Raw genomic sequence first — 13481 nt, forward strand, 5'->3', positions numbered from 1 at the left:
TACGAACATTTCAAGAACATTGTACTTAGCAGCCGGTATCGCGGTCAGATTCGCGCCGCTCGCAAGCCGCGATTGTCGAAGCCGCACTGCCGGTCCCCAAGACACCCGAAGAGCTGTGCCCGCGTCCATGAAAGCGTCTGTCCGCCCGGTCGCCTTTCGGTTGGCCCAGGATGCCGACAACGGCGCGTCCGCTGGTAGGCTGGATCGCGAGCTTCGTCCTCAGGCAGCCGACGAGAAAGGCTGCAAGCGAGAAGATGACGATGGCGACGCCCGGCCGGGCGGCCCTGTCTTTGAGAAACTGGTCGAGCATCATCGTCATCAAGGCCACAGCCGCCCAGACCCGATAGTTCAAGACCCACGTCTCTGCCGCGCCAACCCGCCTGCCACCGTTGAACAGGTCCTGGGGCGCGATGCCAAACATTTGCGCGGCGACGGCCAAAAGGCAGCAAACAAGCGCAGCCACAGTGGGTGCCGCAAAGCCGGCGATCACCAGCCCACGCATCAGATCCCGCGCTGACGCTGTCTGTTCCGCAGTCTGCCCACCAAGGCCACGCCGATCGGGAAACCACATCGCGGCGCAGATGGCAGCCGAAAGAGCGCCGAGAAGGCCGCCGAACAGCAACAGAAACGCCTGATTGCTGGCGGTATTGTCTGCATAATCAAACAGAAGCGTGAAGACCGCTCCGACGTGCAAGCCGATAAATAGGGCCGCAAGCCAGGCCGAGCGGCGTGAGCGATTGGATACGAACGCAAGAACCAGCACCGCGCTGATTGCGACGGCGTAAGTGCCACCGAAATAGTATCTCAGCACCGCCCACGGCAATTTGTCTGCGCTGATCGCGTTTTGCGGCCAGAAAATCATCTCCAGAATTATCAGCGGCAGGATAACGACCAAGGGGCCGATGAAAATCGATAGCCAGAAGTAGCGTTCGTCTGCCCGCGATTGGCGGCTGCGAATGTACGGCTCGTGCGCGACAACCACCGAAGGCATCGAAGCGGCCGTCCCGCCCGGTTCGCCATCAGCGCCATTGCGTTGCACCCGCCCGTCTCGCAGCAGCCACAGCCCCAAGGTCGCCCCGGCCATGAGCGCACCGGCGACCGAGAACACCAGCAGATCGGACGCCGGTCCGTAACGCGCCAGCACCGCATAAGGCACCGCATATCCACCGGGGTCCCAACTCGCAAAATACGTGGTCAGAGTGTAGACGCCGACAAACCCGGCAACCGTGCCGAAACCACAGATGCAGGAAAGCGCCAGCAACTGCCAGGTATTGCGAACCGGTCGGCTGAACGCGATCGTCAACCGCGCCGCAACCATTGCCGGAAAGATACTGAGGAGGGGAACAATGAGCTTAAAGGGGCAGAGCGAAGCCGATGTCGCGAGGTGGACGGCAGCCCAGGTGACCGCCAGCGCAACCGTCACTGACGCTGCAAAGGAAGGATAGTCCCTTTCAAGGCGCTTGCGCCTATCGTCACCATCCCACATGCAGCTCTCCCAGTTCACAACCATTTCGTGTATCAGGATTGCGGCTTGATTGAGGCGAACATTACGGGAACAAATTCACAGGAGGCAGGCGCGCTGAGAATCAGAAAACTGCGATCAACAATGCCCCCACTGCAATGAAGACAACGCCGAGCCAGTTCATCAGATTGAGCTTTTCACCAAGGAACAACACGCCGAAGATCGCGACCATAACGATCGAAAGCTTGTCGATCGGCGCGACACGGGCGGCGTCGCCGAGCTTCAGCGCGCGGAAATAGGCAAGCCAGGAGGCGCCGGTCGCAAGGCCCGACAGCGCCAGGTACAGCCAGGTGCGCCCGGGGATTTCCGATGGCTTCTGCCACTGTCCGGTGGCCGCAACGATGGCGGCGATCACGCCGAGGATGACGACGGTGCGGATCAGCGTCGCGAAGTCGGAGTTGATCTGCGCAACCCCGACCTTGGCAAACACGGCCGTGAGCGCAGCAAAGGCCGCCGACAGCAGTGCCCAGAACTGCCAGCTCTGGCTCATCAGAATTCGACGCCCTGCTGCGCCTTGATGCCGGAGCGGAACGGATGCTTGATCAACTCCATCTCGGTGACGAGGTCGGCGATCTCGATCAGGTCTTCCTTGGCGTTGCGGCCGGTGAGCACCACGTGGGTCATATGCGGCTTCTCTTCTTTCAGGAAGCGCACGACCTCGGCGACGTCGATATAGTCGTAGCGCAGAGCAATGTTGATCTCGTCGAGCAGCACCATCGAGTTGCGCTCGTCGCGGATCAGTTCCTTCGCCTTTTCCCAGGCCTTTTCGGCCATTGCCACGTCGCGGGCGCGGTCCTGCGTTTCCCAGGTAAAACCTTCGCCCAGCGTATAGAACTGGCAGACGTCGCCGAAATGCTTCTCGATCAACTCACGCTCCCCGGTCGCCATAGCACCCTTGATGAACTGCACGACGGCGCAGGGCATGCCATGGGCGATATGGCGGAAGATCATGCCGAAGCCGGCGGTCGACTTGCCCTTGCCCTTCCCGGTGTTGACGATGATCAGACCCTTTTCGTCGGTCTTCGTCGCCATGATCTTTTCGCGTGCCGCCTTCTTCTTCGCCATCTTCATGGCGTGGCGGGCATCATCCTTCTCGGCCGGGGCTTCGCCGCCTACTGTCGTCTCGTCGCTCATGATCACTCCCTCGGTTCTCAAGTCGGGATGGGCAGCTGCCCTTGTCCCGCTTCGGTTCCTTCACTGAACAGTGAAACGGAACCAGGTCTTTGTTTCCAAGCAATTCCGGACGGAAAACCGCCAGCCCGGAACCGCTCTATTCGTTGCCGGCGCGACGCCGCGTTGCGGCCGTGCCGATACCGGCGAGTTCAAATCGCGCCGAGTTCGAGCGCGGGGTCCAGAGATTGCGGTCGATCGCTTCGAGGAAACGTTCGGCCAGTTCGGCAAAAGCGGCCGGGTTCTTGTCGCGCAGGAAATCCGCCACCCGCTCGTCGACGACGAATGCCTGATAGGCCGCCTCGAAATGGTGGTCGCGCACGGCCCCCGTGGTCGCCGCAAAGGCGAACATGTAGTCGACCGTGGCGGCGATCTCGAAGGCGCCCTTGTAGCCATGGCGCATGACGCCATCGATCCACTTGGGATTGACGACACGCGCCCTGACCACGCGGCCGATCTCCTCTTCGAGCGAGCGGATCACCGGCTTTTCCGGCCGGGAATGGTCGTTGTGATAGATCGCCGGGCGGTGTCCGCCGAGCTGTTCGGCGGCCGCGCTCATGCCGCCTTCGAACTGGTAATAGTCGTCGCTGTCGAGCAGATCGTGCTCGCGGTTGTCCTGGTTCTGCACCACCGCCTCGATCGTGCGCAGACGCTCCTCGAACAAATCGCGCTCGGCCTTGCCCTCTTCGCCGGCGCCATAGGCATAGGCGCCCCAGGTGAGATAGGCCTCGGCGAGATCGGCCTTGGTTTCCCAGCCCTTCTCGTCGATCAATGCCTGGAGGCCGGCACCATAGGCGCCGGGCTTGGCGCCGAAGACGCGGTAGGAGGCGCGACGCGCTGCCTCGGCCGCCGCGACGCCTTCGGCCTCCAGCCGCCGGCTTTCCGCCCGCATGCGCGCCGCGATCATGTTGTCGGCATCGTCCTCTTCCAGCGCGCCGACGGCGCGGATCGCCTTGTCGAAGAGCGCGATCTGATCCGGGAAGGCATCGCGGAAGAATCCGGAAATGCGCAAGGTGACGTCGACGCGCGGGCGGCCGAGCACCGCAAGCGGCACGATCTCGTAGCCCATCACCCGGCGCGAGACCATGTCCCAGGTGGGTTTAGTGCCGATCAGCGCCAGAGCCTGGGCGATGTCGTCGCCGCCGGTGCGCATGTTCGCCGTGCCCCAGGCCGTCAGCCCGAAGGAGGATGGCCACTCGCCATGATCCTGCAGATAGCGGCGGATCAGGAGTTCGGCGGATTTCTTGCCGAGCTCGTAGGCAGCGGGCGTCGGCACCGCACGGCTGTCGACGGAATAGAAATTGCGCCCCGTCGGCAGCACGTCCGGTCGGCCGCGCGTCGGCGCCCCGGAGGGACCGGGGGCGACAAAGCCGCCGCTGAGGCCGGTGAGGAAGCCCGCCATTTCCGCAGCGCCGGAGCCCGAAATCGAGGGCTTGAGGCGGGTCTTGATTTCGTCGAGCACGGCGCGGGTGTTGGTCCAGCTTTCCGGGCAGGCCAGTTCGCCGGCAACGAGATGTGCGGCCAGAACCTCGATGCGCTCTACCGTATCGCCGGCGGTGCGCCAGGGAGCGTCCGAGAGGTTGGCGAGGAGTGCCGGTTTCGGCTCCGTCCAGGTGTCGGACATGACGCAGTCGAGCGGGTCGAGGGCGAGCCCCGCATCCGCTGCGATCGCCCGCTGCAGGCTCTGGTCGCCGCCCTCGCCGAGACCGCGCGGCACACGTGCGAGCGCCACGGTCAGATCCGTCAACAACCGCCCTTCCGGCGCCACGCCGAAGATGTGCAGGCCGTCGCGGATCTGCATTTCCTTGAGGTCGCAGAGATAGGCGTCGAGTTTTTCCAGCGCCTTGTCGTCGCTGTCGCCCTTGTCGATGCCGGCGTCGCTGTCGAGGCCGATGTCGCGCACGAGGTCGAGGATCTGGCGGCTGAGCAGACGCAGGCGCCGCGGGTCGCCGCCGGCGGCGTCGTAGTACTCGTCGACCAGCGCTTCCAGATCCTTCAGCGGCCCGTAGGACTCGGCGCGCGTCAAAGGCGGCGTCAGGTGGTCGATGATCACGGCGCTGGTGCGGCGCTTGGCCTGCGTGCCTTCGCCCGGATCGTTGACGATGAAGGGATAGATGTGCGGCAGTGGACCGAAAATCGCCTCGGGATAACAGGTCTCCGACAGCGCCAGCGCCTTGCCCGGCAGCCATTCGAGATTGCCGTGTTTGCCCATGTGCACGATCGCCTGCGCGCCGTACTGCTGGCGGAGGTAAGCATAGAAGGCGAGATAACCATGCGGCGGCACGAGGTCCGGCGAATGGTAGCTTTCCTTCGGATCGATGTTGTAGCCGCGTGCCGGCTGGATGCCGACGATCACCTCGCCGAAGCGGGCGAGCGGCAGCGCGAAGGCACCATCGAGGAAGAAGGGATCGACTTCCGGCGCACCCCAGCGGCCCGCGACTTGATCCTGAATCTGTTTCGGAAGCGAATCGAAGAAAGATTTGTAATCGTTCAGCGAAATGCACTCGCGGATTTCGCGATCATGGCTTGCCGAATTGGTCGGGCCGGCCATGAGATACCGGATCAGCGCGTCACCGTCGTCCGGGATATCGGCAACGGCATAACCCTCTTTCGCCATCGCACGCAGCACTTCGACGGTGCCGGCTGGGGTATCAAGCCCGACACCATTGCCGAGGCGACCGTCGCGGTTCGGATAGTTGGCCATGACGATGGCGATACGGCGCTCAGGCGGCTCTGCCCGGCGCAGCTTCGCCCAGTTGACCGCAAGATCAGCGGCAAAGCGCACCCGGTCTTCGAGCGGCTCGTGCCCGACGATATTGGCCTCGACCTTGGCGTCGTAGATCGACGCCGCCTTGAACGAGACCGCGCGAGCAAGAATACGGCCGTCCACCTCCGGCAGGGCAACGTTCATGGCGAGATCGCGCGCCATCAGCCCCTGCGGCGACGTTTCCCACTGTGCCCGCGACGAGCCGGAGAAGATCACCTGCAGGACAGGCGCACCGGTCGATTCCAGCACGGTCGGCTGGCGATCGGCCCCGGGCGACGAGACGGCAAAACCGGTGGCGTTCATCACCACGTCGGGTGCAGCTTCAGCAAAGATCGCTTGCAGCGTGCCGACGGAAACGGCATCCTTGAGGCTGGAGACGAAGACCGGCAGCGCGCGGACACCTTGTTTCGCCAACGCGTCGATCAGCGCCTCGACCGGCCGTGTCTCGCCGCTCTGGACGAGGGCGCGGTAAAAGCAGATGGCGATGGTTGGTTCGAATTCCACCCTGTCCGTCTTGTCGGCATCAAAGCCGGCGACGACCTGCAACCACGCCGAAACCCCGATCACGCCCTTACCCGGCCACCAGATTCCGGCCTTCAGCAGCGGCTTGGCTGGCTGCGGCTTCTCGGCACCGGTGACCAGCGCCGCGGCATAGTCGAGGAAGAGGCCGGCATTGTCGGCGCCGCCTTCGGTAAAATAGGCCCAGAGGCGCTGGCGGTCGTCGGCTGCGACGGTGGAGAAAGGCTCAAGCCCCGGATCCGGCTTGTCGTCGCCCGGCAGCACCGCGATCTGGAACCGGTGGGTGACGGCTGCGGCATGCAGGGCTTCGAGCAGATAGCGGAAATAGCTGGCGCCACCGAGCGGCCGGACGACGATCAGCTTGGCATGGCGCGCCGTGCGCTCGACATAGGTATCGACCGACATCGGGTGCATCAGGCTCATGAGGCTGGCGATGCGCAGGCTCAAGCCGCCGTCGCGACGACCATGGGCTGCGGCGATCGAGGAGAGCTCGGTGTCGGCGGCAGACAGGAACAGGATATCGGCCGGCGTTTGCCCAAGGTCGATCGCTTCGTTGCCGTCGGCGATCGTTCCTTTCTGGGCGAGAAGCAGATGCATTCGTCTTGTCCGTTCGGGCAATCCCGGACGGAAACGCTGAAAGCTGCCTCCGCCCGAAACTGCATCATTTCAATGTGTTAGATCATTTCACTCAAGGAACGATCTAGACCAGTGCGGTGATCGCAGCGCGCACCGCCGCCTCGTCCATGTCGTGCAGGCCGATGACGACGAGCCGCGTGCCGCGCTTTTCGCCGGCAGCCCAGGCACGATCATAATACTGGTCGACGCGGGCGCCGACCGCCTGGATCAGGAGGCGCATAGGCTTTCCGGGTACGTCGGCAAAGCCCTTGAGGCGCAGCACGTCATGCTCTGCGATCACGCCCTTCAGGCGATCGATGAAGGCCGAGGGATCGGCGATCGCGCCGAGCTCGACGACAAAGCTGTCGAATTCGTCGTGATCGTGCTCCTCGCCCGCCTCGTGCTCCATCTCGTGGTGCGACTTGCGGTTGGCGATATCGCTTTCCGTGCCGACGCCGAGGCCGAGCAGGATGGCAGCGGCAACTTCGCCGTTCTTCGCCTCAATCATCGCAGGCTTGCGGCTGGTGCGCGAAGAGACCTCGTCGCGCACGGCCTTGAGGCCGGAGGCGTCGATGAGGTCGGTCTTGTTGAGAACGATGAGGTCGGCAGCGGTCAGTTGGTCCTCAAACAGTTCCTCGATCGGGCTTTCATGGTCGAGATTGTCGTCCTCGACGCGCAGCGCATCGACCTTGTCGTGGTCGTCGGCAAAGCGGCCGGCGGCAACGGCCGCGCTGTCGACCACGGTGACAACGCCATCGACGGTCACTTCGCTGCGGATATCCGGCCAGTTGAAGGCCGCGATCAACGGCTGCGGCAAAGCGAGACCCGAGGTTTCGATGATGATGTGATCGGGACGGTTTTCGCGCTCGAGCAGCTTGGTCATGGTCGGGATGAAATCGTCAGCAACCGTGCAGCAGATGCAGCCATTGGTGAGCTCGATGATATCGTCCTCGGTGCAGGCCTCCGCACCGCAGCCCTTGAGCACGTCGCCATCGACGCCGAGATCGCCGAACTCGTTGATGATCAGCGCGATGCGCTTGCCGTCGGCATTCTGCAGCAGGTTGCGGATCATCGTGGTCTTGCCGGCGCCAAGGAAGCCGGTGATGACGGTCGCCGGGATCTTGCCCTGGTTGGCTCTCGCAGTGGTCATTTTTCAACCCTTCATTTTCAGCGGCAAACCGGCCGCGACAAAGTAAACTTCAGCGGATTTCTCCGCAACGATCTGGTGAAGCCGGCCGGCATGGTCGCGGAATTCGCGGGCCATGCGGTTCTCGGGCACGATGCCGAGGCCGACTTCGTTGGAAACGAATACGAGACGCGCCTGCGCATCGGGCAGATACGCGGCAAGCGCGGCAAACTCCGCCGCGATGTCGCGCTCTTCGAGCATGAGATTGGTGACCCACAGCGTCAGGCAGTCGATCAGGACCACGTTGGCCCGATCGTCGATGCGGCTGAGCACGCCGACGAGATCGACCGGCTCCTCATGCGTCGTCCAGCCTTCGCCGCGGCTTATCCGGTGGTGGTCGATGCGCGCGCGCATTTCGTCGTCCCAGGCGCGTCCCGTGGCGACATAATGTCGGGTGAGGCCGGACGCTTCGACCAGCCGCTCGGAAAAGCCGGACTTGCCGGAACGGGCGCCGCCGAGGACCAGCACGGGGCCGGCGCTGAGACTGCTCATCGTCGCCGCCTCAACACGCCGAGATCAGCGGCATGCGGCAACGGCCGTCGGGCGCGCCAAGGGCGCGTTCTTGAAAACATCTGCGAGCCAAAACAACCTCCGTGATGGCGTTGGAGACAAACGTCTCCTCGGGCGGAATGCCCATGCCGGATGGCAGGTCTCCTGGCTCACGGCGTCACGGGGCCAAACATCGCCTCGCCCTTAAAGGGCAAGGTTCCGATGTCAGGACCCGAACGGCCCGCCTCACCTTCCCGGCGTTTTTCCGACAGCGAACCTTTTGCACGTCATCTCCGACGCGCGGGCGCTGCGGGCGGCTTCGTGAAAGGCGGACGATTCGTAGAAGAAGAGGCGTCCAACCCGGCTGATCACGATGCCACGCCAGTGGCTTTTCCGGCTTGATCCCCGATCTGCCCCGGCTGCCCATGCAACCGGCCGACAGCCCGGCACCAAACCCGATGGCGAACCCTGACCGTTCTACAGTCGCGGGGTCGGCTGCGATAAGGATGCCCGATTTGGGTCCATCCGTCACATTCCCAATTTTTCCCCCGTGTCGCCACGACGCGGAGGAACCATCCAACAGCCGATGATTAGGAACCGGACCGCGCAAAGTCAATCGACGCATGCGACGCCTCCCCGGCCGAGTTGCGCCACGCGACGATTTGTCGAGCCGCGAACGGACGGCCGCGGCCCGCGAAGAACGGTCGCGCATCCGCCTGCCTTCCACCCGTGGCTCGAGCCCTTACACTCTCATTTTGTGCCAAATCGCTACCAGAATGCGCCAATGCGCCCTCAAGCTCTGGCGCACCTCTGTTCCGAGGCAAATTCGCCAGCATGATGATCAATATCCGCAAATGGTTCGGCGATCGCGCGTTCGACCGCATGGTTCTGTGGACCGTGCGGTAATCGACCCCCGGGAGCGCTACTCTTTCGGTTGAGGGTTGACGATCTTCAGCCAGCACGTCGCGATCACCGCTGTCGTCGAGACTGCGGCTGCGGCCAGATAAATGGCGCTCGCCCCCCAGCCTTCACCGAGGTTTCCGGACAAAAGCGTGCCGAGCCCGTAGCCGGCCCACATAAAGCTGGTAAGCCAGCCAAACGCCTCGGTTCGATCCTCCGGTCGGGCACTCAGCCCGACAGCGAGCTGGCCGAGCGCATCCCGGGCTCCGCTGAAAACCCCGGCACCGAGATAGAGCAGCAACAGAAGCCAAGGGTCTGAGGTCATGCTCATCAAGATGAAAAAGCAGGCCGTCACCAGGTGAAAGGCAATCATGCCGCGCTTCACTGAAGGTTGCGCGCGCAGCGCGCCATAGAAAATGCCGCCGAAAACCTCGCCGGCGGCAAATCCACCGAGAAGAACACCTGCCAGGGTGGCCGTGACGCTCGCCACCGCGCCAATCTGCATGGCACCAATCGTAAAGGTGTCGAGGGCGACGATCGCCAAAAGCAGCGCCAGCGGAGCGTTCGCCAGGACGGAAAACAGCTTTCGCGGACGGCGCTCGGTGGCCTTCCATGCCATGGGACTGTTGGCGATCAGCATGTCGCCAACGACCTTTGCGACAGCGCACGACCCCACGATCATGTTTGGCGGCATCACATAGAGCAAGGCACCGACCAGGATGGGCCCGAGTATGAAGGTGCTCGAGTTGATGACTGTATCGAGCGCATAGGCACTCGATAGATTGCTCTCGGGCACGAGATGCGGCCAACTGGCCCGGACGACGGACCCCGATGGCGGCGTCGTCGCACCCAGGGCCGCGGCAGCCAAGAGAAGATAGGCGGCCGACAACTGATGGACGAGCGCGAAGACCACCGCCACATAGGACAGGGTATGAAACCCGACGAACACAAAAAGAGTTCGCCGCGAACCGAAACGATCGACGAGGCGGCCGGCAGCGGGGGCGATCAAGGCCAAGGCAACGGCGTGCGCGAACAGGACCGCGCCCGCATCCACGACTGAGCCCGTGCTTTTCGACACCGCGATCAGAAGGGATAGGCTCAGCATCGACGTGGTCATTCGACTTATCGATGTCGCGATCACGAGACGGACGACACCATCCCCGCGCAGCACCGCAGCATAGCTCTCACCGACCATTCTTGCGTTACCTTCGTAATCCGAATAGTTAGTAACGAGTACGCAACCGGTCCGTTACCTGTCAAATGCAACTTACACGTAACTCACAACGCCAGGCCGCCTTGGCGGCGACTTTGGTGAACCTCGCACTGGACGGTCAATCCGGCGGCCGCGCCTATGCTGGCTTGACAGCCGACGCGCTGAAGCGAGCATTTGCCGAACAACTCAACCCATCGATGAGCAAGCGCGTTCTGCCCGTCGTCGATGGCGGCGCGCGATTGCGGTCGGTCGCAACGGACCTCGGCCCGGTGTTTGAGGCCGCCACGGACGAGACCGCTGCGGCGACGCTGAACCACCTGATGAAGCGCTACGCCCCTCGTCCCTATCTCGTGGCCGACGTCGACCAACCCCATCACCTGCATTTCCATGGAGATGGCGAAACGATCATCGAGACGCTGGCAGCCGAGTTCGTGGTTTCCCTGGCGCTGCTCATGGACAGGTTCGGCAGCCGGCGCTTCGGACGGTGCCATGCGAACGGATGTGACCGCGCCTATATCGACGTGACGCGAAACGGGTCGAAGCTGTACTGCTCCGACGCGTGCATGGCACGTATGAAGATGGTCGAGTATCGCGCACGCTTGCGCAAAGGCTGAACGGCGCAGGATCAACCCACGCGATCTATACCCGCTCAAACACGCTGAACTGGAAGGACTGGATCGTATTCCCCGGCGTACGGTGCTGGTGCTCGAAATGCTCGACCAGGCGGAAGGACGGCCCGACCACCTCGGCAAGGGCTGCCGGGTCGTAGCGCACCACCGGCAGGCCGCTGCAACGCTCGGGACCATCGGGGGCGAAGGTGGCGATGATGGCGTGTCCGCCGGGCACGACGGCACCGGTGAGCCGCTCGATATAGGCAGCCCGGTCGCTGGCATCGGTGAGAAAGTGAAAGGCGGCGCGGTCGTGCCAGAGCTCATAACGGCGGTCCGGCATCCACGTGGTGACATCGGCCGCGATCCAGTGCACGTCATCGGCGCGGGTGCCGAGCCTTGCCTTGGCGGCATCCAGGGCGGCCGGCGACAAATCGAGCACGGTGATATCGCTCATGCCCGCAGCGATGAGCGCATCGACCAGCCGCGAAGCGCCGGCGCCGATATCGATCAGCGATGTCGAAGCCATCGGCGCATGCCGGCGGATGAGATCGAGGGAGACGGCAGGCGTATCCTCAAACCAACTGACGCCCGCCTCGCCTTTCGACTGATAGGCCTTGTCCCAATGGGCTCGTCTGGTTTCGTCCTGCATCGTGTTCCCTGCCTGGGAACGCACGACCGTGACGGGCGCTCCCACCTTCCTCCATCCATTTTACAGCGGATTGCCCGGTAACGTTGGGCGGTTTTCGTCGGGGCCTTTGCTGACACCGGCAAGCCCCCGCCGACCGCAGTCGATACCGTTCTCTCGGCTAACGACCGAGCAGCCCATCCAGCCAGCGCCGGTCAAGTACCGCCTCCAGTTCGCTCGCGACATCGTCGAGCGCGCTATCCACCGACTGGCGGTAGTTGCTGGCGCCGCCCTCGATGCCGAAACTTTTCAGCAGCGCGCCGCGATAGGCGTCGCTGGTGAAGAGCCCGTGCAGGTAGGTGCCCATCACCCGACCATCGGCCGAAAGCGCGCCATCGGCGCGGTTGTCGATGCGCACCGAAGGCCGATCACAGTCGGCACCTTGCGTCTTCCCCAGGTGGATTTCATATCCCTCGAGCGCCACATCATGCTCAAGCGACCAGGCGCGGCTGTTGCGCACGGTCTTTTCCGGCGCCATCTCGGTTTCGACATCGAGCAGCCCGAGGCCCTCGACCGCCCGTTCGCCGCCTTCGATGCCGAGCGGATCGGTGACGCTACGGCCGAGCATCTGGTAGCCGCCGCAGATGCCGATGACCCGACCGCCGCGCCGCACGTGGCGTTGAAGGTCGCGGTCCCACCCTTGAGCGCGGAAATCGATGAGATCGCCGATGGTCGACTTCGACCCGGGAATGACGACGAGGCCGGCATCCGAAGGAATGGGACTGCCCGGCCGCACGAAGACGAGATCGACCTCCGGCTCGGCCGCGAGCGGATCGAGATCGTCGAAATTGGCGATGCGCGACAGCACAGGCACGGCCACCTTCAGGGCCCGCCCCTCGCCGCGCGTCAGCTTCTCCAGCACGACGGAATCTTCCGCCGGCAACCGTGCCGCCGCCTTCAGCCAGGGCACGACGCCAAAGCAGGGCCAGCCGGTGAAGCGGTTGACGGCGGCAATGCCGTCGTCGAACAACGTGACGTCGCCGCGAAACTTGTTGATGAGATAGCCGGTCACCATGCGCCGGTCTTCCTCGGACAGGATCGCATGCGTGCCGACCAGCGAGGCGATCACCCCGCCGCGGTCGATGTCGCCGACAAGCACGACCGGCACGTCGGCGCGCGTGGCAAAGCCCATGTTGGCGATGTCGCCGGCGCGCAAGTTGATTTCGGCCGGCGAGCCCGCGCCCTCGACCACCACGAGATCGGCACCGGCCGATATTTGTTCGAAACTGTCCATCACGGCGCCGAGCAGCTTGGGTTTCAGCGCCTGATACTCCCGACCCCTGGCCTGGCCGGCCACCTTGCCCTGGACGACGATCTGGCTGCCGACATCGGATTGCGGCTTCAACAGAACCGGGTTCATGTGCACGGACGAAGGCACGCGTGCCGCCAGCGCCTGCAGCCATTGCGCCCGGCCGATCTCGCCGCCGTCGTCAGAAACGGCGGCGTTGTTCGACATGTTCTGCGGCTTGAACGGACGGACCTTCAGGCCCTGGTTGGCGGCAAGCCGGCAGAGCCCCGCCACCAATACCGATTTTCCGACATCCGAGCCGGTTCCCTGCAACATGATCCTGCGTGTCATGCGGCCATCGGTAACACTGAAACGATGAGCGGCAAAGGTCTGTTTCGACACGATTTCGCCGCAATTGACAAAGCCCTTTCACGCATTGTTTCGCGCTTTCGCAAGGCTTGTCGAAAATGTCGCGCCCGGTAGCCAGAATGCGACATGGCGTGGCGAGTTTGGCATTCAATTTTTTGCAGCGCACACCTATATCAACGGCATAGCAACACGCCCCGGAGGATAGGC

General features: G+C 63.6%; 10 protein-coding genes and 1 riboswitch. Of the genes, 1 reads left to right on the top strand and 9 read right to left on the bottom strand.

What is annotated here, in order from left to right; translation table 11 throughout:
• Window positions 1-25 precede the first annotated feature (25 nt).
• From IB267_RS03280 to IB267_RS03310, 7 genes are all read right to left on the bottom strand, one after another.
• A complete protein-coding gene (locus tag IB267_RS03280; protein WP_192446380.1) occupies window positions 26-1486 on the bottom strand; it encodes a hypothetical protein in 1461 nt (486 codons plus the stop codon).
• A gap of 100 nt (window positions 1487-1586) precedes the next feature.
• Window positions 1587-2012 (bottom strand): EamA family transporter, encoded by a 426-nt coding sequence (locus tag IB267_RS03285; RefSeq protein WP_192446381.1) that lies wholly within the window; start codon window positions 2010-2012, stop codon window positions 1587-1589.
• Window positions 2012-2656, bottom strand: a complete 645-nt coding sequence (cobO, locus tag IB267_RS03290; protein ID WP_043617391.1) for a cob(I)yrinic acid a,c-diamide adenosyltransferase — start codon at window positions 2654-2656, stop codon at window positions 2012-2014. Before cobO ends, IB267_RS03285 begins: the two co-directional genes overlap by 1 nt.
• Before the next feature lie 136 nt (window positions 2657-2792).
• Window positions 2793-6575: a cobaltochelatase subunit CobN gene (gene cobN, locus IB267_RS03295; protein WP_192446382.1), complete on the bottom strand. Its 3783-nt coding sequence runs from the start codon at window positions 6573-6575 to the stop codon at window positions 2793-2795.
• 103 nt (window positions 6576-6678) lie between these two features.
• Window positions 6679-7743, bottom strand: coding sequence for a cobalamin biosynthesis protein CobW (cobW, locus tag IB267_RS03300; protein ID WP_192446383.1), 1065 nt, complete (start codon window positions 7741-7743; stop codon window positions 6679-6681).
• A 3-nt stretch (window positions 7744-7746) separates the two neighbouring features.
• Window positions 7747-8271, bottom strand: coding sequence for a bifunctional adenosylcobinamide kinase/adenosylcobinamide-phosphate guanylyltransferase (gene cobU / locus IB267_RS03305; protein WP_192446384.1), 525 nt, complete (start codon window positions 8269-8271; stop codon window positions 7747-7749).
• A gap of 134 nt (window positions 8272-8405) precedes the next feature.
• Window positions 8406-8860: riboswitch (cobalamin riboswitch) on the bottom strand.
• A gap of 330 nt (window positions 8861-9190) precedes the next feature.
• The gene (locus IB267_RS03310) at window positions 9191-10363 is read right to left on the bottom strand and encodes an MFS transporter (protein WP_192446385.1); all 1173 of its coding nucleotides are present in this window, start codon (window positions 10361-10363) and stop codon (window positions 9191-9193) included.
• A gap of 116 nt (window positions 10364-10479) precedes the next feature.
• Here IB267_RS03310 and IB267_RS33845 point away from each other — a divergent pair, with 116 nt between their 5' ends.
• On the top strand, window positions 10480-10995 hold the full coding sequence (locus tag IB267_RS33845; RefSeq protein ID WP_192446386.1) for a CGNR zinc finger domain-containing protein: 516 nt from the start codon (window positions 10480-10482) through the stop codon (window positions 10993-10995).
• Between the two features lie 25 nt (window positions 10996-11020).
• Here IB267_RS33845 and IB267_RS03320 read toward each other — a convergent pair whose 3' ends face one another.
• A complete protein-coding gene (locus tag IB267_RS03320; RefSeq protein WP_192446387.1) occupies window positions 11021-11641 on the bottom strand; it encodes a trans-aconitate 2-methyltransferase in 621 nt (206 codons plus the stop codon).
• Between the two features lie 157 nt (window positions 11642-11798).
• Window positions 11799-13256: a cobyric acid synthase gene (locus IB267_RS03325; protein WP_192447163.1), complete on the bottom strand. Its 1458-nt coding sequence runs from the start codon at window positions 13254-13256 to the stop codon at window positions 11799-11801.
• Window positions 13257-13481: the final 225 nt, after the last annotated feature.

This window comes from Ensifer sp. ENS09 (assembly GCF_014852425.1).
In the GTDB taxonomy this organism is placed as follows: domain Bacteria; phylum Pseudomonadota; class Alphaproteobacteria; order Rhizobiales; family Rhizobiaceae; genus Ensifer.